24 protein-coding genes, 1 tRNA gene and 1 pseudogene are annotated in these 23662 nt (G+C 71.9%); 14 read left to right on the top strand and 12 right to left on the bottom strand.

Going from position 1 to position 23662, the window contains the following annotated elements:
- Positions 1-229 precede the first annotated feature (229 nt).
- From AC5L36_RS31550 to AC5L36_RS31540, 3 genes are all read left to right on the top strand, one after another.
- Complete coding sequence (locus AC5L36_RS31550) at positions 230-802, top strand: hypothetical protein (protein ID WP_441222413.1); 573 nt, start codon at positions 230-232, stop codon at positions 800-802.
- 189 nt (positions 803-991) lie between these two features.
- Positions 992-1876 (top strand): SDR family oxidoreductase, encoded by an 885-nt coding sequence (locus AC5L36_RS31545; protein WP_441222412.1) that lies wholly within the window; start codon positions 992-994, stop codon positions 1874-1876.
- 9 nt (positions 1877-1885) lie between these two features.
- Complete coding sequence (locus AC5L36_RS31540; RefSeq protein ID WP_441222411.1) at positions 1886-3703, top strand: glycoside hydrolase family 15 protein; 1818 nt, start codon at positions 1886-1888, stop codon at positions 3701-3703.
- Between the two features lie 6 nt (positions 3704-3709).
- Here the strand turns inward: AC5L36_RS31540 and AC5L36_RS31535 are convergent, their stop codons facing one another.
- From AC5L36_RS31535 to AC5L36_RS31520, 4 genes are read right to left on the bottom strand one after another with little or no spacing between them, the layout of a single operon-like run.
- Positions 3710-4474: an energy-coupling factor ABC transporter ATP-binding protein gene (locus AC5L36_RS31535; protein ID WP_441222410.1), complete on the bottom strand. Its 765-nt coding sequence runs from the start codon at positions 4472-4474 to the stop codon at positions 3710-3712.
- Positions 4471-5226 (bottom strand): cobalt ECF transporter T component CbiQ, encoded by a 756-nt coding sequence (cbiQ, locus tag AC5L36_RS31530; protein WP_441222409.1) that lies wholly within the window; start codon positions 5224-5226, stop codon positions 4471-4473. The genes AC5L36_RS31535 and cbiQ overlap by 4 nt, the downstream gene beginning before the upstream one ends.
- Entirely contained in the window at positions 5223-5573 is a 351-nt protein-coding gene (locus AC5L36_RS31525; protein ID WP_441222408.1) for a PDGLE domain-containing protein, read from the bottom strand. Before AC5L36_RS31525 ends, cbiQ begins: the two co-directional genes overlap by 4 nt.
- Positions 5570-6280, bottom strand: a complete 711-nt coding sequence (locus AC5L36_RS31520; RefSeq protein WP_441222407.1) for an energy-coupling factor ABC transporter permease — start codon at positions 6278-6280, stop codon at positions 5570-5572. The genes AC5L36_RS31525 and AC5L36_RS31520 overlap by 4 nt, the downstream gene beginning before the upstream one ends.
- A gap of 76 nt (positions 6281-6356) precedes the next feature.
- Between AC5L36_RS31520 and bcp the strand changes: the two genes are divergently transcribed.
- Together bcp and AC5L36_RS31510 are read left to right on the top strand one after the other, a co-directional pair.
- Positions 6357-6833: a thioredoxin-dependent thiol peroxidase gene (gene bcp / locus AC5L36_RS31515; RefSeq protein WP_441222406.1), complete on the top strand. Its 477-nt coding sequence runs from the start codon at positions 6357-6359 to the stop codon at positions 6831-6833.
- A gap of 17 nt (positions 6834-6850) precedes the next feature.
- Positions 6851-6934, top strand: a tRNA-Leu gene (locus tag AC5L36_RS31510).
- A gap of 42 nt (positions 6935-6976) precedes the next feature.
- Here AC5L36_RS31510 and AC5L36_RS31505 read toward each other — a convergent pair.
- Positions 6977-7396 (bottom strand): annotated as a pseudogene (locus AC5L36_RS31505) (AMIN-like domain-containing (lipo)protein); the annotation flags it as partial.
- A gap of 350 nt (positions 7397-7746) precedes the next feature.
- Between AC5L36_RS31505 and AC5L36_RS31500 the strand changes: the two are divergent.
- Positions 7747-8265, top strand: a complete 519-nt coding sequence (locus AC5L36_RS31500) for a GNAT family N-acetyltransferase (RefSeq protein ID WP_441222405.1) — start codon at positions 7747-7749, stop codon at positions 8263-8265.
- Here the strand turns inward: AC5L36_RS31500 and AC5L36_RS31495 are convergent.
- Positions 8262-9140: an expansin EXLX1 family cellulose-binding protein gene (locus AC5L36_RS31495; RefSeq protein WP_441222404.1), complete on the bottom strand. Its 879-nt coding sequence runs from the start codon at positions 9138-9140 to the stop codon at positions 8262-8264. The genes AC5L36_RS31500 and AC5L36_RS31495 overlap by 4 nt on opposite strands.
- A gap of 101 nt (positions 9141-9241) precedes the next feature.
- On the opposite strand from AC5L36_RS31495, the gene AC5L36_RS31490 reads away from it, so the two are divergent.
- Genes AC5L36_RS31490 through AC5L36_RS31460 form a run of 7 tightly spaced genes read left to right on the top strand, consistent with a single transcriptional unit; the run spans position 9242 to position 17410 of the window.
- Positions 9242-10078 (top strand): MurR/RpiR family transcriptional regulator, encoded by an 837-nt coding sequence (locus AC5L36_RS31490; protein WP_441222403.1) that lies wholly within the window; start codon positions 9242-9244, stop codon positions 10076-10078.
- Positions 10079-10096: 18 nt separating this feature from the next.
- Complete coding sequence (gene hutU, locus AC5L36_RS31485) at positions 10097-11743, top strand: urocanate hydratase (RefSeq protein WP_441222402.1); 1647 nt, start codon at positions 10097-10099, stop codon at positions 11741-11743.
- Complete coding sequence (locus AC5L36_RS31480; RefSeq protein ID WP_441222401.1) at positions 11740-12888, top strand: allantoate amidohydrolase; 1149 nt, start codon at positions 11740-11742, stop codon at positions 12886-12888. The genes hutU and AC5L36_RS31480 overlap by 4 nt, the downstream gene beginning before the upstream one ends.
- Positions 12885-14186, top strand: coding sequence for a formimidoylglutamate deiminase (locus tag AC5L36_RS31475; protein WP_441222400.1), 1302 nt, complete (start codon positions 12885-12887; stop codon positions 14184-14186). Before AC5L36_RS31480 ends, AC5L36_RS31475 begins: the two co-directional genes overlap by 4 nt.
- Complete coding sequence (hutI, locus tag AC5L36_RS31470; RefSeq protein WP_441222399.1) at positions 14183-15352, top strand: imidazolonepropionase; 1170 nt, start codon at positions 14183-14185, stop codon at positions 15350-15352. The genes AC5L36_RS31475 and hutI overlap by 4 nt, the downstream gene beginning before the upstream one ends.
- Positions 15349-16884 (top strand): histidine ammonia-lyase, encoded by a 1536-nt coding sequence (gene hutH / locus AC5L36_RS31465; RefSeq protein WP_441222398.1) that lies wholly within the window; start codon positions 15349-15351, stop codon positions 16882-16884. The genes hutI and hutH overlap by 4 nt, the downstream gene beginning before the upstream one ends.
- Positions 16885-16900: 16 nt before the next feature.
- Positions 16901-17410 (top strand): GtrA family protein, encoded by a 510-nt coding sequence (locus tag AC5L36_RS31460; RefSeq protein WP_441222397.1) that lies wholly within the window; start codon positions 16901-16903, stop codon positions 17408-17410.
- On the opposite strand, the gene rdgB is transcribed toward AC5L36_RS31460, so the two are convergent.
- From rdgB to AC5L36_RS31430, 6 genes are all read right to left on the bottom strand, one after another.
- Complete coding sequence (rdgB, locus tag AC5L36_RS31455) at positions 17337-17957, bottom strand: RdgB/HAM1 family non-canonical purine NTP pyrophosphatase (protein WP_441222396.1); 621 nt, start codon at positions 17955-17957, stop codon at positions 17337-17339. The two genes, AC5L36_RS31460 and rdgB, sit on opposite strands and share 74 nt — an antisense overlap.
- Positions 17957-18679 carry a ribonuclease PH gene (gene rph / locus AC5L36_RS31450; RefSeq protein WP_441222395.1) on the bottom strand — a complete coding sequence of 241 codons (723 nt, stop codon included), beginning with the start codon at positions 18677-18679 and terminating at the stop codon, positions 17957-17959. Before rph ends, rdgB begins: the two co-directional genes overlap by 1 nt.
- Before the next feature lie 269 nt (positions 18680-18948).
- On the bottom strand, positions 18949-19824 hold the full coding sequence (locus AC5L36_RS31445; RefSeq protein ID WP_441222394.1) for an SGNH/GDSL hydrolase family protein: 876 nt from the start codon (positions 19822-19824) through the stop codon (positions 18949-18951).
- Complete coding sequence (locus AC5L36_RS31440) at positions 19818-20951, bottom strand: glycosyltransferase (protein ID WP_441222393.1); 1134 nt, start codon at positions 20949-20951, stop codon at positions 19818-19820. The genes AC5L36_RS31445 and AC5L36_RS31440 overlap by 7 nt, the downstream gene beginning before the upstream one ends.
- A complete protein-coding gene (locus AC5L36_RS31435) occupies positions 20948-22090 on the bottom strand; it encodes a glycosyltransferase family 4 protein (protein ID WP_441222392.1) in 1143 nt (380 codons plus the stop codon). The genes AC5L36_RS31440 and AC5L36_RS31435 overlap by 4 nt, the downstream gene beginning before the upstream one ends.
- A gap of 74 nt (positions 22091-22164) precedes the next feature.
- Positions 22165-22911 (bottom strand): MBL fold metallo-hydrolase, encoded by a 747-nt coding sequence (locus AC5L36_RS31430; protein WP_441222391.1) that lies wholly within the window; start codon positions 22909-22911, stop codon positions 22165-22167.
- A 266-nt stretch (positions 22912-23177) separates the two neighbouring features.
- Here AC5L36_RS31430 and AC5L36_RS31425 point away from each other — a divergent pair, with 266 nt between their 5' ends.
- On the top strand, positions 23178-23600 hold the full coding sequence (locus tag AC5L36_RS31425; RefSeq protein ID WP_441222390.1) for a hypothetical protein: 423 nt from the start codon (positions 23178-23180) through the stop codon (positions 23598-23600).
- The last annotated feature ends 62 nt before the right edge of the window (positions 23601-23662 follow it).

The raw sequence follows: 23662 nt of genomic DNA, 5'->3' as shown, positions 1-23662 counted from the left end.
CAGAGAGCAGCGCGGGGCTCGTGGCGAGCGCACCGAGAAGTCAACGGCGAGCACATCATCGATGAGTCATCGCCTATGGAGCGGGCCATCGGGCACATCGCGGCCGCCGCAAGGCTCCCGCTGCATCGATGCGACGGAGATTTCCAGCCCACCACCCGGTGATCGCTACCGCCGGCCAGGCGCGCGTCCGAAGCCCGCCCCGGCCTGACGTGCCTATTGCACGGACGAGGTGACCGAGGACCGGCCGCGAACAGGGTGGACGGCGCGCGCTGTCGCATCGACACGACGCAGCGCACCATTCGCCGCGAGCGAACCCCGATCGCCTATCCCGCGGTCGCGGCCCCGAGCCGGCGCGTCTCGCACCTTCCTCTACCAGAACACCGACGCCAAGAAGCTCGTGGCCACCGCTATCGAGCTCAAACAGCGTCTCCGCCGGCTCACCGAGGTCAACCGTGTCCTCGAACAGAAGCCGCAGGCAGCCCGCTCGAACAACCGCTTCCTCGACAAACGCCTCGCCGACCTCGAAGTCGAACTTCTCGACGCCCAGATGCCGATGCCGATGCCGACGAGGAACTCCGCTTCTTCCTCACGGTGGCCAACCGCGAAGTCGCAAGAGTCACGGCACAGCGGGCGGATGATCCTTTTCGAGTGCGGCCCAGCTGACCTCCTGCATCTTGCCGTCCGGGCCCATCCGGAACATCCGCGGCGGCCCCATGTCGCGCATCGCCTGTTCGTAAGCCGCTTCGCGTGCTTCCTGTTCCTGACCGGAGGGGTCACCGACGCGGAAGAGCCGGCCGTATAGCCATCGGGCTATACGGCACTTTGCTTCTGTCGGGCGACCTGGATCGCGACCTTGCCGAGGGCCCGGCCATCGCGAGGGGCTGGCCATCACAGTGACAGCCGGCCGCGCGGCGCCCTCGAACGGGCGGTCAGGTTTAGCCGGTGCGGCGACGGGCATCCGCGCGGGACGACTGACGGGGGGCGTTTTGTCATGAACAGAGTTGTCGAGCAGCCCGCGCCGCCGTTTCGCGGGCAGTCCCAGTCGCGACCGGGGCTGGACGCGAGGATGGATCCTCGCCCGCGTAACCAGGCGACCGCGCTGCGCGGGTCCGGGAAGCTCACCGACTGCACGGCGCTGATCACCGGCGGGGACAGCGGCATCGGCGCCGCCGTCGCCGTCCTGTTCGCGCGGGAGGGCGCGGACGTGGCGATCGTCTGCCTGCCCGCCGAGCAGGAGGACGCGGACCACGTCCGGGAGCTGGTGGAGAAAGAGGGACAGCGGTGCCTGGTGTTGACCGGCGACGTGAAGGACTCGTCGTTCTGTGACGCGGCGGTCGAGCGCACCATCGCGGAGCTCGGCCGGCTCGACATCCTGGTCAACAACGCCGCCATCTTGTTCCAGTACTCGTCGCTGGCGGACGTCTCCGACGAGGACCTTCACGAGCTGTTCCACACCAACGTGTCGGGCTACTTCTACATGGCTCGCGCGGCCCTGCCGCACCTGCCCGCGGGCGGGTGCGTCATCAACTGCGGTTCGGTCGCCGGGTTCGAGGGCAACCCTTCGCTCATCGGGTACGCGGAAACCAACGGTGCGATCCACACCTTCACCAAGTCCCTGGCGACGGAGCTGATCGGGCGGGGTATCCGGGTGAACTGCGTGGCGCCCGGACCGGTGTGGACGCCGCTGAACGCCTCCAGCCGTACCCCCGAGCAAATGGCCGGTTACGGGGACCAGACCGACGGCGTACCGCTGGGCCGGCCGGCGCAGCCGGAGGAGATCGCTCCCGCGTTCCTCTTCTTCGCCAGCAACGCCGACAGCAGTTACATCACCGGTGAGACGCTGGCCCTGTTCGGTGGCCGGGTCCTGGCTCGGTAGGAGCGTCCAATGCTTGACCCGAACCCTCCCCTGCGGCCGGTACAGCGACCCGACGGCTACCTCCGGCTGGAGGACCTGGGTGTGATCGGGGACGGCGCCACCGTGGCGCTCGTCGGCCTCGACGGCTCGATCCCCTGGCTGTGTCTGCCCCACTTCGACGCCGAGCCGGTGCTCGGCGGCCTGCTGGACAAGCGGCGAGGCGGGCACTTCACCGTCACCGCCGGGGACCTGCGCGAGGCGCGCCAGCACTACGTCCCGGACACCGCCGTGTTGGTCACCGAGCTTCGCACCGCTACCGGCCTGCTCCAGATCACCGATGCGATCGTGGTGCGCTCCGGCGCCGACCTCACCGACGACGCACCGGCCGGCCGCGCGGAGCTGGTCCGTTCCGCGCGGGTCCTCGACGGCACCGTCCGGATGGAGATCGACCTGCGGCCCCGCGACGGTGGCCAGACCCGCGCCGCGCTCGACGGCCTGGAGATCCGCCCGTCCCGCCGACCTGACCTGCGACTGCATCTGCGCGCCAGCCGTCCGCTGACCAGCCTGCCGGTCACCTTCGAGCTGCACGAAGGCGAACATGTGGACCTGGTCCTCTCCTGGGGCCGAGTGCACCGCCACCACCGTTTCGACGCCGCGGACATGCTGGCGGCTACGGCGGACGCGTGGCGACGCTGGATGGCCCACCTCACCTACAGCGGCCCGCAGGAGGCTTTGGTCCGCCGCTCGGCGATCACTCTCAAGCTCTGTGACGACTGGGACAACGGCGCCATGGTCGCGGCACCCACATCCTCGCTGCCCGCACCGATAGGCGGCGTCCGCAACTGGGACTACCGCTACGCGTGGGTCCGCGACGCCGCGTTCACCGTGTTCGCCATGCGGCGCATCGGGTTCGGGAACGAAGCGGACGCGTTTCTCGGGTGGGTGCTCGACGCCTTCGAGCAGAGCCGGCAACCACGAATCATGTACACACTCGACGGCGGCCCGGTGCCCGGCGAGGTCGCCGATCCCGGGCTGGAGGGCTACCGCGGGTCAGCGCCGGTGCACTGGGGCAACGGGGCGGCCGACCAGCGCCAGCACGACGTCTACGGAGAAGTGCTCGACTGCGCCGACCAATGGGTACGCGGCGGCGGAGAGCTTCAACCGGCGCTGTGGGCCCAACTGCGCGGCCTCGCCGACGCGGCCGAGACGGCGTGGCGCGAGCCCGACCAAGGACTCTGGGAGATACGAAACGACGGCCGCGTGTTCACGTACTCGGCCGGGATGTGCCAGGTGGCGCTGGACCGGGCGGCGGCGCTCGGCGAAAAGCTCGGCCTGCCCGGACCGACGGCCCGCTGGCGCGCGGCGGCCGCCGAGCTGACCCGACGCATCCTGGAGCGCTCCTGGGACGAGCAGGCGCAGACGCTCAGCGCTCATCTCGACGGCGGCGGCGTGCTCGACGCCAGCCTGCTGGCCCTCCCGCTGCGGCAGGTGATACCCGCCACCCACCCGCGGATGATCGCCACCACCGCCGCCGTCGCCCGACGGCTGTCCGCCGGAGACGGGCTGCTCTACCGCTACCTGCACCAGGACGCGCCCGACGGGATCGAAGGCGACGAGGGCGCCTTCGTGCTGTGCAGCTTCTGGCTGGTCGAAAACCTCGTCCAGCAAGGACAGCTCGAACAGGCGCACGAGCTGTACACGTCGTTGTGTGCCAGGACGAGCCCGGTGGGTCTGCTGTCCGAGCAGATCGACCCCACCACGGGCGCGTTCATCGGCAACTTCCCGCAGGCGTTCAGCCATATCGGGATCATCGCCAGCGGGGTGAGCCTGGCCCGCGCCACCGCCTGACCGGCGCTATTTGTGCCCACCAACCGCGTCCGGCACGCTGAAGCCGTAAGGCAGCTCCAGCCGGTGTCGCGCCAGCAGATCCGTGTCGGCCAGCAGCTCGCGGGTGGGCGAGTCGGCCACCATGGAGCCCTCGTCGAGGATCACCGAGCGGTCGCAGAGCTCCAGCGCGTACGGCAGATCGTGGGTGACCATCAGCAGCGTCACCGGCAGCGACCGCAGGATCTCGGCCAGCTCGCGCCGTGCCGCCGGGTCCAGGTTGGACGACGGCTCGTCGAGCACGAGGATCTCCGGCCGCATCGAGAGCACGGTGGCCACGGCGACCCGCCGCCGCTGCCCGAACGAGAGGTGGTGCGGCGCCCGGTCGCGGTGCTCGCTCATCCCCACCGCGGCCAGCGCCTCGTCGACCCGGGCGGTGAGCTCGGCGCCGCGCAGCCCGAGGTTGGCCGGGCCGAACGCGACGTCTTCGCCGACCGTCGGCAGGAAGAGCTGGTCGTCGGGGTCCTGGAAGACGATGCCGACCCGGCGCCGGATCTCCGCCAGCGTGGCGCGGTCGCGGTCGACGGTCAGGCCGCCGACCGCGACCGATCCCCCACCCCCAGTGAGAATGCCGTTGAGATGCAGGACGAGCGTGGTCTTGCCGGCACCGTTGGGACCGAGCAGCGCCACCCGCTCGCCCCGCCGCACGGACAGGTCGACCCCGCGCAGGGCCACGTGTCCGTCGGGGTACGTGTACTGCACTCCACGCACGTCCAACGAGAGTGGTTCAGTCATCCGAGAATCACCGCCGTGCCACCGATCGCCGCCGCCACCACTGGCACCGTAGCGGCAGCCAGCCATTGGTCGCGCGTCGCGGCGCCGGCCGCGAGCCAGGCGGCGGGCATGCGCCCCTCGTACCCGCGGGCCACCATCGCGAGGTAGACCCGCTCGCCCCGCTCGAACGCGCGCAGGAACAGCGCGCCCACTCCGGAGGCGAAGCCGCGCAGCTGCCACAGGAAGCGCGGGTCGTCACCCCGCGAGATGCGCGCGACGCGCATCCGCCGGGCCTCACCGCCGAGCACCGAGAGGTAGCGGAGCATGAACGTGGCGATCTGGGTGATGATCTGCGGGCAGCGCAGCCGGTCGAGCCCGACGATCAGGTCACGCGTCGTCGTGGTCGCCGCCAGGATCAGCGACAGGAGTACACCGAGCGTGCCCTTGGCCAGGATGTTGAAGCCGCCGTACAGGCCGTCGCGGGACACCTCGAGCCCGAGAAACGTGACCTTCTCACCGGCCGCGAGGAACGGCAGCGCGAGTGCGAGCAGCACGAACGGCAGCTCCACCAGCGAGCGCTTGGCGAGCCAGCCGGCCGGCACCCGCCCGATCGCGGCGATGACGGCGACCAGCGCGGCATACCCCGCGAAGGCCCAGAGCGCCTCGCGCGGGGTGATCACCACGATGACGGTCGCGGACACCATCGCCGCGATCTTCACTTCGGGTGCGAGCCGGTGCAGCGGGGTGTCCCGCTCGAGGTAGAGCCCTTTCATTCGCGCGACTCGGCTGGCTGCCGGCGCCGCGCCAGCCAGAAGAGCCCACCCCCGATGGCGAACGTCAGCAGCACTCCTGTGACACCGGCGATCCCGGTGGAGAGGGCCGAGTTTCCGATGCCCTTGATCCCGTAGTCGGCGAAGGGGCTATCGGACGTCTCGCTGTCCTTCGCGTTCTGCGCCATGCAGGAGCCGCCGGTGATCTCGTCGTTTTCGTTGAGCGTGCAGCCCTTGGTGGATGCGGAGTCGAGCCCGTCCGGCGAGCCGGAGGCGAAGTTGCTCACCACGCCGGCGAGCAGCAGCGCCACGAGGAGGCCGCCGAGGATGAACCAGGTCGTCTTCTTCACGCCGTTACCCCCTCCGCGGTCGCCGGCCGCACCGGCTTGAGGCCGCGCAGGGCGTACACGAGATCGGGCCTGGTCTTGGCCACGGTCACGACGGTGACCGCCGCGATGAGGCCCTCACCGATGCCGATCAGGAGATGCGTGCCGGCCATGACCGCGGCGATCGCGCCGAGGCTGTAGTGCTCGAGGTCGGTGGTGCCGCCAAGCGCGTACTGGAGCACGAAGCTCTGCGACGCCGCGACGACCGCCACCACCGACGCGACGAACGCGGTGATCCCCAGCCCGGTCGGCGTGCGCGGCAGGACGCGCAGCAGCAGGGCGACCAACAGGTACGCGACGGCGGTGCCGACCAGCGCCATGTTGGTGACGTTGGCGCCGAGGGCGGTGACGCCGCCGTCGGCGAAGACAAGTGCCTGCACGATCAGCACGACCGACACGCACAGCGCGCCCACCCACGGCCCGACCAGCAGCGCGGCCATCGCGCCGCCGAGGAGATGCCCGCTGACGCCCGGCAGCACCGGGAAGTTGAGCATCTGCACGGCGAAGATGAACGCCGCGACGAGCCCGGCCATCGGCGCGAGCCGGTCGTCGAGGTCACCCCGGCTGCGCGAGATGCAGTATGCGAGCGCCACAAGGGCGATCACTCCGTATATGGCCGATACGGGGCCGTTGAGCACCCCGTTCGAGATGTGGAGCGCTAAAGCATCCATAACCAGGGAGCTTATTTCTGCTCATGCTTTCTTGCCAAGAGCTGGCAATAAGCCATGTTCCGGTAGGGTTCGGGTCATGACCGAGACACCTCGCCTTACGCCCGGCGACACGGCGCCGGACTTCTCGCTTCCCACCGACACCGGCGAGACGCTCTCCCTCAAAGAGCTGCGCGGTCGCAAGGTCGTGCTCTACGCGTACCCGGCGGCGATGACGCCCGGCTGCACCAAGCAGGCCTGTGACTTCCGCGACTCGCTGGCGTCGCTCCAGGCCGCGGGTTACGAGGTCGTGGGCATCTCGCCGGACAAGCCAGCCAAGCTGGCGCAGTTTCGCGAGCGCGACGCGCTCACCTTTCCGCTCGTCTCCGACCAGGACAAATCCGTGCTGACGGCGTACGGCGCGTACGGGGAGAAGCAGCTTTACGGCAAGACGGTGACCGGCGTGATCCGCTCGACGTTCGTGCTCGACGAGGAGGGCCGGATCCAGCGAGCGATGTACAACGTCAAGGCCACCGGTCACGTCGCCAAGCTGCGCAAGGATCTGGGTCTCGACTGAGTACACTCCTTGCGGTTGCGGGAGTGGCGTAATTGGCAGCCGCGTCAGGTTTAGGTCCTGGTGTCCGAAAGGACGTAGGGGTTCGAGTCCCCTCTCCCGCACGCGCAGTTTTGCCTCTTGTCCGGCTTGCGGTGGGCGATCTCCAGGCTCACCTCGCTGTAGCCGTCGCCCGCCCGCCACGTCAGCGTGAATGGGAGGCGCTCCCGCACGCCGATCGCGAAGACCGTCTCGCTGCCGTCGTTGACGCCCGCGAAGGCCACCTCGCGCAGCGCTGACCAGCCGCTCGGCACGCCGGCGACCTCCTGCCCCACCTTCCACGGTGCGCGGCCGGGCTGGTGACCGCTGCCCGCGCGGGCGAAGTCCGGTGCGAAGACCACGATCTCCACGAACGCACCGCCGCGCACCTCGATCGGGTCACCCGAGCGGGCCTCGCGGGCGGCCTTGACGTACTCGGCGTGGGCACCGAAGCCGGCCGTGCCGTTGACCCGGAAGACCACGAGATCGGTGCAGGGTCGGCGCTCGACGCGGACGAGGTACAGCTCGTCGGTGGTGTGCGGGCCCATCTGGGTCGGCCCGTACCCGCTGCTGCGGTGTATCCCGTCACAGGGATCCGGTCCGGCCGATCTCGGTGGATCGGCCGGCCGCTGGGTCTTCGGCGCCAGCGGCGCTCCGGTGGTGGGCGGCGGCGCGCTCTCTTCGGTCGTCGTCGTCTGGACCCCGGCCGACGGTTCCTCCGTCGCCGTGTTCTGGCAGGCCGCCAGGGCGGCGGTGAGTGCGATCGCGGTGGTGGTGGCGCGGAGCACGCGCCCGGCGGTGTTCGACATACATGCACGACGAACCAGCCCTCCATCCGGTTGACACGCTGCCCCTGTCGGGTCCGCGACTACTCTCGGTGGCCCGGCAGGATGGGGGTATGGCTATCCGGTTCGAGCTCGACCCCGCCCTGACGCCCGGCCTGCGCGACGAGATCGTCTCGCTGTGGACGGAGGTCACCAACGCGGGCGGCGCGGTCGGGTTCGTCGAGCCGGTCACCCGCGACGAGGTGCTGGCCATGGCGGGTGCCGCCTTCGCGGGCGTCGAGGAGGGGCCGGACCGGCTGCTCGCCGGCTACGAGGGCGAGCGGCTCGTGGCGATGCTGATCTTCGTGGACAACCGCTTCGCGCTCAAGGACCACTGGTGCACGCTCAAGCGGGTGATGGTCCACCCCGACTGCCAGGGGCGGGGATACGGGGTCGCGCTCATGCGGGAGGCCGAGCGGGTGGCCCGGCAGCTGGGCCGCGAGGCGCTGCACGTCACGGTGCGCGGTGGGCTCGGCCTGGAGCGGTTCTACACCGGCCTCGGATACAAGGAGGTCGGCCGCCTGCCCGGTGCCCTGCGGGTCGGTCCGGGCGACGACCGCGACGAGACCCTGATGTGGCTCCCGCTGCGCTAGCAGCCAGCCGCGGCCGCCGACCCGAGCTGCTGGTCGATGGCGGCGGCCGGCGCCAGTGACGGCGGGACGCTCGACGGCGACGGGCTCGCCTTCGGCTTCGGCTTCGCGGCGGGCGACTTCGAGGCCGTGGGCGAAGGCGTGGACTTGGGGGCGGCACCCGCGCCGTACAGCCGGACGCTGGCCTTCTGCACCTGCTCAGGCGCCATCCTGATACCCGTGGCGGTGGCCCGCTGCCCGTACACGTCGGTGACCCGGATGGTGTACGGGCCGGGGCCGAGCCCGCTCTCGTAGATCCAGTAGTTGTACTCGGCGCGCTGGGTCGCCCGGAACGTCGAGCCGGACTTGACCTCGACCGAGCGCAGCGGGTTGCCGTGGTTGACGACCAGCACGGCAAACCAGTACCGGGACGCGCCCTCCTTGATCCGGAAGCTGAGGGGACCGGGCACGGTCGGGTTGGCGGCGGCCTTGTACGAGATCGACACGATGCCGTCGACCGGGTTGGCGATCTTCGCGAACGCCTCCTTGCTCAGGTCGATGTGGCCGGGCTCACACTCGGGGCACTGGTCCATGATCAGCACGCGCACCTTGCCCTTGGGACCGGTGACGTCCAGGTAACCGCCGCAGGCGGCGCCCGCGGAGTACTCGGAGGGGCCGAGCGCGACGTAGAGGCGGTCGGCCGGGGCACTCACGAACGAGCAGTTGCCGCCCTCACCCTTGGAGTCGTAGAAGGTGGCCTTGCCGCGGTGGACCGTGCTGCCGGTGGGCGGCGCGGCACACGCGGGCGAGGGGCCGGAGCGCAGCGCCAGCACGGCGCCGATCACGGCGGCGAGCAGGGCTGCGGCACCGATGAACAGCCAGCGGCGACCAACGAGCACCGCCGAATGCTGACGGACCGCACCGCCACAAGGCAATGTCTCTAAGCGAGACCTAAGCCAAGCCCGTTGCGGGTGAATGAGTTCATGCATAGAGTCAGGTCGTGAATGAAACCGGCGGGGTGGTCGGGCTCTTCCAGGGCGTCCGCCTCACTCCGACGCAGCGGCGCATCGCGCACAGCCTTGTGCAGCACGCGTCCGCGGCCGCGTTCCTCTCCGCGGCGGAGGTCGCCGAGCTGGCCCGGGTGAGCCAGCCGTCGGTGACCCGGTTCGCGATGGCGCTCGGCTACGACGGCTTCCCCGCGCTCCGCCGCCGGCTCCGCGAGCTCACCGGCAACGGCCCGGTGGCCGGCCCGCACCCGGCGGCCAACGAGATGCAGCAGGCCGTGCGGGGCGAGGTGCGCCACCTCGACCGCCTGGCCGACCAGCTCGCCGACCGCGCGACGCTCACCGCCGCGGGCACGCTCCTCGCGGCGAGCCGCCCGCTACCGGTGCTCGGCCTCCGTGCCGCCGCGCCGCTGGCCGCCTACTTCGCGTACTTCGCCGCCAAGGTCCTGCCCGACGTGCGGGTGCTCGACGCGGGCGGCAGCCTCCTCGCCGACCGGCTCGAGCAGGCTCGCGCCGCCGGTGCCACGGCGCTGCTGGCGGTGGTGCTCCCCCGCTACCCGCGCGAGTCGCTCGACGCGCTGCGCGACGCGCGCGCCGCCGGGCTGTCCACCGTGGTCATCACCGACTCGCCGATGAGCCCGGCGGCCGAGTGCGCCGACGTCACGCTCACCGCCGCGGTCGGCACCCAGCTCGTCTTCGACCTGCACACCGCGCCGATGGCGCTTTCCATGGTGGTGCTCCAGGCGATCTGCGACGCCGCGCCGGACGACGCGCAGCGCCGGCTGGAGGAGTTCGAGCAGTCCGTCGTCCGCCGCCAGGTCTTCACAAGCTGACGCGAGCCGAGGGGGATCATGCCGACCATCAAGGCCCCGCGGGGCACCGAGCGCACCGCACCGGGCTGGCCGCAGGAGGCCGCGATGCGGATGCTGATGAACAACCTCGACCCCGACGTGGCCGAGCGCCCCGACGACCTCGTCGTCTACGGCGGCACCGGCAAGGCGGCCCGCGACTGGCCGTCGTACCACGCGCTGGTGCGCACGCTCGGCACGCTCGCCGGTGACGAGACGATGCTCGTGCAGTCGGGGCGGCCGGTGGGCGTCTTCCGCACGCACGAGTGGGCGCCTCGCGTGCTGATCGCCAACTCCAACCTCGTCGGCGACTGGGCCACCTGGCCGGAGTTTCGGCGGCTGGAGCGGCTCGGCCTCACCATGTACGGGCAGATGACCGCCGGCTCCTGGATCTACATCGGCACGCAGGGCATCCTCCAGGGCACGTACGAGACCTTCGCGGCGGTCGCGGCCAAACGCTTCGGTGGCACACTGGCCGGCACGCTCACGCTGACCGGTGGCTGCGGCGGGATGGGCGGCGCCCAGCCCCTCGCCGTGACGATGAACGGCGGTGCCTGCCTGATCGTCGACGTCGACCCCGCACGGCTCGCGCGCCGCGTGGAGACCCGCTATCTGGACACCGTGGCGTCCACTTTGGACGAGGCGGTGGCGCAGGCGACACAAGCCAAACGGGAGCGCCGGGCCCTCTCCGTCGGCGTGGTCGGCAACGCCGCCACCGTGCTGCCCGAACTGCTCCGCCGGGGCGTCGAGGTCGACATCGTCACCGACCAGACCAGCGCGCACGACCCGCTCAGCTACCTGCCGGTCGACGTCGACCTCGGCGACGCGCCGGACTACGCGGCGCGCAAACCCGAGGAGTTCACCGACCGCGCCCGCGCCTCGATGGCCACGCACGTGGAGGCGATGGTCGGCTTCCTCGACGCCGGCGCCGAGGTCTTCGACTACGGCAACTCCATCCGCGGCGAGGCCCAGCTGGGTGGCTACCCGCGGGCGTTCGCGTTCCCCGGGTTCGTCCCGGCATACATCCGGCCGCTGTTCTGCGAGGGCAAGGGCCCGTTCCGCTGGGCGGCCCTTTCCGGCGACCCGGCCGACATCGCCGCCACCGACCGCGCGGTGCTGGAGCTCTTCCCGGAAAACGAGTCGCTGGCGCGGTGGATCAGGCTGGCCGGCGAGCGGGTGGCCTTCCAGGGGCTGCCGGCCCGGATCTGCTGGCTGGGGTACGGCGAGCGGGATCGCGCCGGTGTCCGCTTCAACGAGATGGTGGCCGACGGCACGCTCAAGGCGCCGATCGTGATCGGGCGCGACCACCTCGACTGCGGTTCGGTCGCCTCGCCCTACCGGGAGACCGAGAGCATGGCCGACGGCTCCGACGCGATCGCCGACTGGCCGTTGCTCAACGCGCTCGTCAACACCGCCTCGGGCGCCTCGTGGGTTTCCATCCACCACGGCGGCGGCGTGGGCATCGGGCGGTCGATCCACGCCGGCCAGGTCTGCGTCGCGGACGGCACCGCCCTCGCCGGGCAGAAGATCGAGCGGGTGCTCACCAACGACCCCGGCATGGGCGTCATCCGCCACGTCGACGCCGGCTACGAGCTGGCCGCGGACGTGGCCGCGGAAAAGGGCGTCCGCGTGCCGATGGGCGAGTCGTGACGAGCTTCCGGGAGCTGTGGGACCAGCTCGCACCCATCGGCCGCGACCCGGGCAGCGGCGGCTACCTGCGCTACGCGTGGGAGCCGGCCGAGCTGGCCTGCCGCGACTGGTTTCGGGCCCAGGCCGACGCGCGCGACATGCCGGTGGAGGAGGACGGCAACGGCAACCTCGTGGCCTGGCGCGACGGCGCGGGCCCGGCGATCCTGACCGGCAGCCACTTCGACTCGGTCCCGCACGGCGGAGCGTACGACGGTCCACTGGGGATAGTGAGCGCGTTTCTGGCCCTCGACCGGCTGAGGCCCGGGAGGAGGATCGGCGTCGCCGCCTTCGCCGAGGAGGAGGGCGCCCGCTTCGGCGTGCCATGCCTCGGTTCGCGGCTGCTGGCCGGGTTGTTCGACCCCGACCGGGCCGCCGCGCTGACCGATCGCTCAGGCGTGACGCTCGCCGAGGCGCTGGGGGGAAAGCCCGCCGGCCGCACCGATCTGCCAAGCCGGGTCGGCTGCTTCGTCGAGCTGCACATCGAGCAAGGGCGTGCCCTCGACCACCCCGTCGGTGTCGGCAGCGCGATCTGGCCGCACGGCCGGTGGCGGCTCGACTTCGCCGGCGAGGGCAACCACGCCGGCACCACCCGCATGGCCGACCGGCACGACCCCATGCTCACCTACGCGTACACGGTGCTGGCCGCCAACAAGGAGGCCCGGCTGCGCGGCGCCCACGCGACGATGGGTCGGGTGTCCGTCGAGCCCAACGCCACCAACGCCGTGCCCTCCCTGGTCCGTGGCTGGCTCGACGTGCGGGCCGCGGAGGCGCCGGCGTTGGAGAAGATGGTCGAGGCAATCCACAAGCGGGCCGTCGAGCGGGCCACCCGCGACGGCACGGCGGTGACGCTGACCGAAGAGTCGGTCAGTCCCGAGGTGGCATTCGACGGCGGGCTGGTGACGCGCCTCGCGCAGGTGCTCGACGCGCCGGTGCTCCCCACCGGTGCGGGCCACGACGCCGGTGTGCTCTCCGCGTACGTGCCGACCGCCATGCTCTTCGTCCGCAACCCCACCGGTGTCTCGCACTCCCCCGCCGAGCACGCCACCGACGCCGACTGCGAGGCCGGGGTCGACGCGCTCGCCAGGGTCCTGGACGAGCTGGTATGACCGTCTATCACGCCGAGTGCGCGTGGCTGGCCGACGGGCCCGCCGCCAACGTCCTCGTCGAGGTGGACGGCGGCCGTTTCACCGCCGTCACCCCGGGCGTCTCCCCACCAGCGGGCGCCACCCGGCTGGCCGGGCTCACCCTGCCCGGCCTCGCCAACGCGCACTCGCACGCCTTCCACCGCGCGTTGCGCGGGCGTACGCAGGCCCGTGGCACGTTCTGGAGCTGGCGCGACACGATGTACGCGATCGCCGCCCTCCTCACCCCGGACAGCTACCGCGCGCTCGCCCGCGCCGTATTCGCCGAGATGGCGCTCGCCGGCGTCACCTGCGTCGGTGAGTTCCACTACCTGCACCACGACAGCGACGGCACCCGGTACGCCGACCCCAACGAGATGTCGGCCGCGCTGGTCGAGGCGGCCGCCGAGGCGGGCATCCGGATCACGCTGCTCGACGCCTGCTACCTCACGTCCACTGTGGATGGCAAGCCGCTGGCCGGTGTGCAGAGACGCTTCGGAGACGGTGACGCGGTGCGGTGGGCGGAGCGGGTGTCCGCGTTCACGCCACCCGGCCACGCCCGGGTCGGCGCCGCCGTCCACTCCGTACGCGCGGTGCCGGCCGAGCAGATCCCCGTGGTGGTCGAGTGGGCGGACAACCGCGGCGCGCCACTGCACGTCCACCTCTCCGAGCAACGCGCGGAAAACGCGGCCTGCCTCGCCCACCACCGCCGCACGCCCACCGAGCTGCTGGCCGACGCGGGCGCGCTCGGCCCGCGCACGGCGGCCGTACACGCCACCCACCTCAGCGACTCCGACCGCACCGAGCTCGGCGACACCGACACCGCCGTGTGCCTCTGCCCCACCACCGAACGCGACCTCGCCGACGGCATCGGCCCGGCCCGCGCGCTCGCCGACGCGGGCAGCCCGCTCTGCCTCGGCAGCGACAGCCACGCGGTCATCGACATCTTCGAGGAGGCCCGCGCCGTGGAGATGGACGAGCGGCTGCGCACCGAGCGGCGCGGCCACTTCTCCGCCACCGAGCTCGTGCACGCCGCCACCGCCGCCGGTCACGCCGCGCTCGGCTGGGGCGACGCCGGCACGATCGCGGTGGGCCGGCGGGCCGACCTCGTCACGGTGCGGCTGGACACCGCGCGCACCGCCGGCACCGGCCCGCACGGCGCCATCTTCGCCGCCACCGCCGCCGACGTGGCACACGTCATCGTGGACGGTCGCACGGTCGTCCAGGATGGACAGCACGCACACCTGGACGTGCCACGCGCTCTCAAGGACGCCATCACATGAGCAATCTCCTCATCGACAACATCGGCGAGCTGGTCACCAACGACCCGGCGCTCGGGCGTGGGCCGCTCGGCATCATCCAGCGCGCCGCGGTGCTGGTCGAGGAGGGCACGATCGCCTGGCTCGGCCGCGCGGCGTACGCCCAGCCGGCCGACCGCCGACTCGACGCCGAGGGCGCGGCGGTGCTGCCGGGCTTCGTCGACAGCCACGCCCACCTCGTCTTCGCCGGCGACCGGGCGCCCGAGTTCGCCGCCCGCATGGCCGGCGAGGCGTACACCGGCGGCGGCATCCGCACCACAGTCGCCGCCACCCGCGCGGCCAGCGACGACGACCTCCGCGAAACCGTCGACCGCCTGCGCCGCGAGGCGCTGCGGCAGGGCACCACCACGATCGAGATCAAGAGTGGGTATGGGCTGAGCGTCGCCGACGAGGTCCGCTCGCTGCGGATCGCCCGCGAGTTCACGGAGGAGACGACGTTTCTCGGCGCGCACGTGGTGCCGGCCGAGTACACCGACCGGCCGGACGACTACGTCGGTCTCGTGTGCGGGCCGATGCTCCGCGCGGCCGCGCCACACGCCCGGTGGATCGACGTCTTCTGCGAGCGGGGCGCCTTCGACGCCGACCACTCCCGGGCGATCCTGACCGTCGGGCAGGCCGCCGGCCTGGGGGTACGGGTGCACGCCAACCAGCTCGGCCCCGGCCCCGGCGTACGGCTGGCGGTGGAGCTCGGCGCGGCCAGCGCCGACCACTGCACCCACCTGGAGAAGTCCGATGTGGACGCTCTCGCCGGCTCCTCGACGGTGGCGACGCTGCTGCCGGGCGCCGAGTTCTCCACCCGCTCGGCCTACCCGGACGCGCGGCGCCTCCTCGACGCGCGGGCGACGGTAGCGCTCGCCACCGACTGCAACCCAGGCTCCTCGTACACCACCTCCATGCCCTTCTGCATCGCGCTGGCCGTTCGCGAGATGGGCATGACCCCGGCGGAGGCGGTCTGGGCCGCCACCGCGGGTGGCGCGCGGGCGTTGCGCCGCACGGACATCGGTGTCCTGCGACCCGGCGCCCGGGCCGACCTCGTCGTCCTCGACGCGCCGTCCCACCTGCACCTGGCCTACCGGCCGGGCGTGCCTCTCGTCCGCCACACCGTGCACAATGGAGTGCTCTCGCGATGACCGTCACCGTCCAGCCCACCGGCGTCACCGCCGCCGACGTCGCCGCGGTCGCCCGCGCGCAGGCGCCGGTGCGCCTCGCACTGTCCACAGTCGACGCGATGGAGCGTAGCCGCGCCATCGTCGACGGCATCGAGCGCGAGGGGCGCCCGGTCTACGGCGTCTCGACCGGGTTCGGCGCGCTCGCCAACACGTTCGTAGCGCCCGAGCGCCGGGCCGAGCTCCAGCACGCGCTGATCCGCTCGCACGCGGCCGGCGTCGGCGACCCGATGCCCCGCGAGGTGGTGCGGGCGATGATGCTGCTGCGCGTGCGTTCACTCGCGCTGGGCCGCTCCGGCGTGCGCCCGCTGATCGCGCAGGCACTCGTCGACCTGCTCAACCACGACGTCACACCCTGGGTGCCGGAGCACGGCTCGCTCGGCGCCTCCGGCGACCTGGCCCCGCTCGCCCACTGCGCGCTGGTGCTGCTGGGCGAAGGGTGGGTGCTGGACAAGTCGGGTGCCCGGGTGGACGGCGGCGAGGCGCTGCACCGGGCCGGGCTGCGGCCGATCACGCTCGCCGCGAAGGAGGGGCTGGCCCTCGTCAACGGCTCCGACGGCATGCTCGGCATGCTGCTGCTGGCGATCGACGACGCCGGGCACCTCTTCACGATGGCCGACGTGACGGCCGCGCTCGCGATCGAGGCCATGCTCGGCACCGACCGTCCGTTTCAGCCTGAGCTGCACGCGATCCGCCCGCACCCCGGCCAGGCGGTCTCCGCGGCCAACATCCACCGCCTGCTCCAGGCCTCGGGGATCATGGACTCGCATCGCAACGACATGGTGCACGCGGTGCAGGACGCGTACTCGATGCGGTGCGCTCCCCAGGTGGCCGGCGCGGCCCGCGACACCCTCGCGTTCGCGGCGCAGGTGGCCGGGCGCGAGCTGGCCAGCGTGGTCGACAACCCGGTGGTACTCCCGGACGGCCGGGTCGAGTCGACCGGAAACTTCCACGGCGCGCCGCTCGGGTTCGCGGCCGACTTCATGGCCATCGCCGCGGCCGAGGTGGGCGCTATCTCGGAGCGGCGGGTCGACCGGCTGCTCGACGTGTGCCGCTCGCGCGACCTGCCCGCGTTCCTCTCGCCGGACCCGGGCGTCAACTCCGGCCTGATGATCGCCCAGTACACGGCCGCCGGCATCGTCGCGGAAAACCGCCGGCTCGCCTCGCCCGCCTCGGTCGACTCGCTGCCGACGTCCGGCATGCAGGAGGACCACGTCTCGATGGGCTGGGCGGCCACGGTCAAGCTGCGCCGGGTGCTCGACAACCTGACCAGCCTGCTGGCGGTGGAGCTGCTCTCCGCGGTACGCGGCCTCCAGCTGCGCCAGCCGCTCCGCCCGTCGCCGGCCGGTGAGATCGCGATCGCGACGGTACGCGAGTTCGCCGGCGACCCGGGACCGGACATGTTCCTCGCCCCGGTGCTCGAGCGGGCCCGCGCGACGGTACGCGGCCGGGCGATGCTCCGCACGGTCGAGGAAGCGATCGGCCCCCTGGCTTGAGCTAGGGTTGCCGTCCGTGGGTCCTCGCTGGCGCGGACGCGTCACCGCCATCGCGCGTCACTCGTTGCCGCGGTTCCTGCTACTCGCGGCTATCGGCTTCGCCTTCGACCTGACGCTGCTCGCGCTCCTGCACCGGTTCACGCCACTGCCCAATGTGGTGTCGGTCACGCTCGCCTTCTGGGCCACGTACGCGCTCAACTTCGCGCTCAACCGGCACTTCGCCTTCCACGCGCACAGGCGTGCGGTCGGGCCGCAGCTGGCCCGCTTTCTGCCGCAGGTCCTCGGCGACTACGTGCTGACCCTCACCGCCGTGCTCGCGCTACAGGCCATCGGCGTGCCGCTCATCGTCGCCCGCGTGATCGCCGGCGGCACCAACCTTGTGTTCAACTACGTGCTCTACCGGTGGTGGACCTTCCGCCGCCACAAGCGCCCCGCGGCGCTCCCCACGGTGGCTATCGAGGCGCCTCGGCGAGAGTCTTCGCGACGACCTTCGCCAGTGCCCGAAATGCCTTACCGCGGTGGCTGATCAGATCCTTCTCCTCGGCGCTGAGCTCCGCGTTCGTCCGGTCCTGCCCGTCACCCAGGAAGATCGGGTCGTAGCCGAAACCGCCGTCGCCCCGCGGGGTGCGGATCAGGCGGCCCGCCTGCCGGCCCTCGACAAGGTGCTCCTTGCCACCGGGCAGCACCAGCGCCGCCGCGCACACGAACGCCGCACCGCGGTGCTCGTCCGGCACATCGCCGATCTGGGCGAGCACGAGGTCGAGGTTGGCCTTGTCGTCGCCGTGCCGGCCGGACCACCGCGCGCTGAACACCCCGGGCATGCCGGAAAGCGCGTCGACCGCGAGCCCGGAGTCGTCCGCTACCGTGGGCAGGCCGGTGTACTTGACCCCCTCGCGGGCCTTCAGCAGCGCGTTTTCGCCGAAGGTGAGGCCGGTCTCGGGCGCCTCCGGGTACTCCGGCACGTCGCCCAGCCCGACCAGCTCGATCGCGTGTGGACCGAGCGCCTTGTCGAGGATCCGCTGTAGCTCCTGGAGCTTCTTCACGTTGCGCGTGGCGAGCAGCAGCTTGGTCATCAGAGCGCCGCCTGCTGGATCGCCGCGAGCTGGCGGCAGCCGGCCACACCCAGGTCGAGCAGCGCGTCGAGCTGTGCCCGGTCGAACACCCCGGACTCGCCGGTGCCCTGCACCTCGACGAAGTCGCCCGCACCGGTGCACACGATATTCATGTCGACCTCGGCCGCCACGTCTTCCTCGTAGCACAGGTCGAGGCGGGCCTGACCGTCGAACACGCCAACGCTGACGGCGGCGACCGACCGGTGCACCGCGTCGGCCGGCTTACCGGCCAACAGCCCGCGCTTGGCCATCCAGCTCACCGCGTCGTGCAAGGCCACGTAGGCACCGGTGATCGCCGCCGTGCGCGTGCCGCCGTCGGCCTGGAGCACGTCGCAGTCGAGCACGATCGAGTTTTCCCCCAGCGCCTTGAGGTCGATGCAGGCCCGCAGGCTGCGCCCGATCAGGCGGGAGATCTCATGGGTACGCCCGCCGACCCGCCCCTTGATGCTCTCCCGGTCGGAGCGGGTGGTGGTGGCGCGCGGCAGCATCGAATACTCCGACGTGACCCAGCCGAGGCCCGAGCCCTTGCGCCAGCGCGGCACACCCTCGGTCACACTCGCCGTGCAGAGCACCCGCGTCGCGCCGAACTCCACGAGCACCGATCCCTCGGGATGGATGCTCCACTGGCGGGTCAGCGTCACCGGCCGCAGTTCGTCGGGCGCGCGCCCGTCCGGTCGTCCCATGGCCACACCCTATGTCCCGAAGACGACCACTCCTCCTCCACCCCATGCCGCGGTCAGAGCGACGTTTCGTCAGGCGGATTTCCCGGGCCGCGTCAGCGGCGGACCGCCGCTCCCGCCGGAGACCGCGCAGGCCGGCGGCGAGCTGGCGCTCGCCGAAATCCCCGGCCTCCGCTTGCCACCTCCGCGAGGCAAGACCCACCGCATGACCAACAGCGGACGGGTGAGGCCGCGGGAGCAGCGGTCGGTACCACGACGGACATCGCGGTAGCTCACTGTCTATTTGGAATTGGTTTCTGGATGGTGGTCAGGCCTGGTGGGGTGTCGACGAACATGTCGAGCGCTCGGCTGGTTTCCTTCTGGACCGTCTCGTCCAGGTCGTGGGCGAGGCCGCGCAGGTCGTACCACCACTCGGCGATCGCCATGCGGGCCAGTGACGGGACGAGGTCGCGCGAGCGGCGGTAGAGCCAGGCACTGCCCTGTGTCGCCATCCACCACACGCGGGCGCCCCGGCTCGGCGGCGGGTTGCCGGGCTCGGGGTCGGGGCGGCGGTGTACCGGGCCGCCCCGGGCGACGAGCAGGTCGTAGAACGAGCCGGCCAGCAGCCGGTGGCCGCGCTCGCCGGGGTGCAGGCGGTCGACGCTCCACATGCGAGGCTCGTACGCCTCGGGCAGCAGGTTGAGGTCCAGGTGCACGCCGGGCACGCGGGCCGCGACGGCGTGGGTGACCGCGTTGACCGCGGCGATCCGGCGGGAGATCGGGCGGGCCAGTGGCGCCGGCAGCCCGAAGAGCCGGCCCGGGTCGGGAAAGCAGGCGCTCAGCACGAGCGCGCCGGACCGGTGCAGCGACCCGATCGTGTGGTCCATCGTGTTCCCGATCGCGGATACGTCGAAGCCGCGCCGCAGCGTGTCGTTGACGCCCACCAGCACGGCCGCGACGTCCGGCTTGTGGTCCAGCGCGACCGGCAGCTGGTCGCGCGCGACGTCGGCGGAGAGGGCGCCACTCACGGCCAGGTTGTGAAACGCGACCTGCCCGGGTGGCGCCAGCCCGTCCGCGAGCAGGGCGGCCCAGCCGCGCCAGCTGCCGTCGGGCATCGGGTCGCCGAAGCCCGCCGTCGTGGAGTCGCCGAGGGCGACGAAGGTCAACACACGGAACTCCCCGTGGAAACCGGCGCGCCATGTGCCCGCAGGAAGCCCTCCACCGCGGCGGGCCAGGAGAACTGCTCGGCCCGCGCCCGCGCCGCCGCCCGCCGCTGGTTCTCCGGGCGGTCGAGCAGCCGGAGCACCGCCTCCGCGAAGTCGGCGCCGGTGCCGGCGGCGGCGACGCCCGCCGGGCCGACGACCTCGGGCAGCGCGCTCGCGGCGTTCACGACGACCGGGCTGCCGCACGCCAGCGACTCGAGCGCGGCCAGGCCGAACGTCTCCACCGGCCCAGGGGCCACCACCACGTCGGCGCAGGCGAGCAGGTTGGCCACGTCGTTGCGGTCGGCCACGAAGCCGAGGAAGCGCACCGGCAGCCCGGCGGCCCGCTGCTCGAGCGCCTCGCGCCGCGGCCCGTCACCCACCACGACGAGCACCGCCGGTACGCCCGCGGCGCGCAGCGCGGCCACCGTGTCGACGGCGATCTCCGGGTGCTTCTCGCCGGAGAGGCGGCTGCAATGCACGAGCAGCACCTCGTCGTCGGCCGCGTACCGGGCACGCACGTCGTGGTCGCGCCGGCTCGGGTGAAACGTCTCCAGGTCGACGCCGAGCGGCACCTCGACCAGGTTTTCCACACCCAGCCGGCGAAACTCCGCGGCCGCCCACGCGGTGGTGCAGACGATCCGGTCGTACGCCCGCGCGGTGCGCTTGTTGGCCAGGTCGGCGAAGCCCACCCGGATCGACTCCGGAACGCCCCACACGGTGAGCAGGCCGGCGAGGCTCTCGTGCGACACCATCATCGACGGCACGCCACGGTCGCGGGCCCACCGCCCGGTCCACCGCAGCGTCGAACGGTCCGACACCTCGATGTGGTCCGGCTCCAGCCGGTCGAGCAGCTTGGTCAGCCGCCGCCGGCCGGTGATCAGCAGGCGGTAGCCGCCACTGCCGGGCACCTCCGGCCCGGGCAGCGTGATCACGCGGCCGTGCGGCGTCATCTCGTCGGACATCTCCGGGCCGGGCACGATCATCACCGGCTCGTGGCCCGCCGCGAGGTAGCCCTCGCCCAGGCAGCGAAGGGCGGTGCGGAGGCCGCCGGACCGGGGCATGACGAAGTTCGCCAGCCTGACGATCCTCATGCTGCGACTCGGACGTGGCGGGTGACGCCGGGGCTGGCCAGGATCGACTCGTAGTGAGCGATCAGCTCGTCCCCGACCGCGCTCCAGGTGCGGCCCTCGACGCCCGCGCGGGCGTTGATGCCGTACTGGCGGCGCAGCTCACCGTCGGTCACCAGCTCGGCGACCGCGTCCGCGAGCGCCTCGCCGTCCTCGGGTGGCACCAGCGTGCCGTTGACCCCGGGCGTCACCAGGTCGAGCGGCCCGCCGGCGGACGGGGCGACCACCGGCAGCCCGCTGGCGAGCGCCTCCTGGATCGTCTGGCCGAATGTCTCGTGCGGCCCCGTGTGCGCGAAGACGTCGAAGCTCGCGAAGAGCCGGGCCAGCTGCGCGCCGTGCCGGGTGCCGAGGAAGACCGCCTTCGGCAGCGCCTTCTCCAGGTCGCGCCGGGCCGGCCCGTCGCCGACGATCACCACCCGTACGCCGGGCAGCTCGGAGGTGCGGGCGAGCAGGTCGACCCGCTTTTCCGGGGCGAGCCGGCCGACGTACCCGACGAGAACCTCGCCGTTCGGCGCCAGTGCCTTGCGAACCAGCTCGTGGCGCTTGGCCGGGTCGAACCGCACGACGTCGACGCCCCGCTGCCACAGCCACACCCGCTGGATGCCGTGCGCGACGAGGTCGGCGGCGGAGCGGGTGGAGGGTGCGAGCGTACGGTCGGCGCCGTTGTGGATCGTGCGCATCCACTTCCATACGGCCTGCTCGCCCCACCCGACGTAGGTGCGCGCGTAGGCGGCCACGTCGGTCTGGTACACGGCGAGGCAGGGCATCCGCCGCTGCTGCGCGAGCGCGACACCGCGCGCGCCGAGCAGGAACGGGCAGGCGAGGTGGACCATGTCGGGGGCGTGGGCGACGAGCGCGTCGGTGAGCTTCGGTCCGGGCAGGCCGAGCCGCAGGCTGCGATAGCGCGGCAGTGGCATGCTCGGCACGCGGACCACCGGAAACGGGTGCGCGCCAGTCAGGCCCCGAGTCGACGATGACGGGGCCGGAGCGATGACCAGGGGTGCGTGGCCGCGCCTGACCAAGTGCTCAGCGATGCGGACGACGGAGTGCGCGACGCCGTTGACGTCCGGGGGGAACGACTCCGCGATGATCGCGATACGCATGCGCTCACCGTGGGGTTTGCGCCGGTGCGGGAGGCTACACCCACCTGACGCATCGGCGAACAGTGGTGCAAACTTCAGATCTCGTATCGAGATCCAGGCCTGACGATCTCCAGTGGCCCGGTGAACGCCGCCGAGGCGGCGTCGAGCGTGTCCGCCTCGCTGCCCCACGCGGAAACGAGATGCGTCAGTAATAGCTGGCCAACGCCGGCCTTGGTGGCCACCTCGGCGGCCTCGCGCCCGGTCAGGTGCAGGTCTGGCGGGTTGTCCATGCCATCGAGATAGCTCGCTTCGCACAGGAACAGGTCGGCGCCGAGCGCGAGCCGCAGGAGGGCCTCGCAGGGTGCCGTGTCGGACGAGTACGTGAGCACCCGCCCCTTCGACTCGAGGCGCACGCCGTACGTCTCGACGGGGTGGTTGACCCGGTCGACGGTGACCGTGAACGGCCCGATCGGAAACGTGCCGGGCTGGAGGCCGTAGAACGTGTACACGTCGTCGACCGGCCCTTCGTCCTGGCTGTACGCGGCCGCGATCCGGTCCGGTGCGCCGGCCGGCGCGTACACGGGGATGGGCGGCAGCGGGCCGGACGGGTCGTAGCGGCGGACCACCACGTACGTGCAGGCGTCGAGCATGTGGTCGCAGTGCAGGTGGGTGAGCAGGATCGCGTCGACGGCGTGCAGTCCGGCGTACCGCTGGAGCGCGGTGAGCGAGCCCGAACCGAAGTCGATCAGCAGCCGGAAGTCGTCCTCTTCGACGAGGTACGCCGAACAGGCGGACTCGGGGCCCGGAAAACTGCCGGCGCAGCCCAGCACCGTCAGTCGCATCCCGCGGCTCCGGTTTCACGCTCGGCTATGGAAAGGCCCTCGGCGGTTGGCCCGAAGATCCTTACCGTCGAGTCTGTCACGGTGCGCAGCCTACGCCGTGACCAGGGCGCGACAGAAAGAACTGATACAACATGTCGCCAAGGTGACATCGCCCGTGAGAATCGTGGGTTTCCTGTGGCTCTCCACCATCACCGTTACGCGGAGTGAGACGGGTCCGTTGCACAGGGTGAGCCCCGCCCCACACCCGCGACAGGACGGTAAACCACGTGTCGACCCAGGCTGACGAGTCGAGTTCCGAACGTTCCTTTGTCGAGGGCCTCGGCCTGCGCATCCAGCGCGAAGCCCAGCCGGAGCCCAGCTCGGCGCCGTCCGGCGTGGCCCGCGTCTTCCGCCTGCCCGGCTCCAACGACCCCGCGCCGCCGACCACCAAGCTCGTCGGCATGTGCGCCTGGGCGACCGGCTTGGGCCTGGTGGGCCTGCTTGTGGCGACCCGGGCGGTGCTGCTGCTGTGGCGGGGCAATCCAGCGACCTGGTACGAACCGTCGTTTATCGCCGTGGGCCTGATCGGCATCGGGCTGACGGTGGGCGCGTTTATGTCCATCCAGCGCCGCCGCCTCCCGTGGGTGATGCTGGCCCTCGCCACGATCCCGTTGATCGCCTCGATCGTGCTTACGGTACGCGCGGTCTAGCCCCGCGTGGTGCCCCAGGATTCGCCCGGTCTCCATTGCCGACCTTGCGGTGCAAGCCCGCG

Source organism: Phytohabitans sp. LZ39 (genome assembly GCF_059359075.1).
Note: the sequence above shows the minus strand (reverse complement) of the source record. Positions and strands in the feature narration are given on the sequence as shown.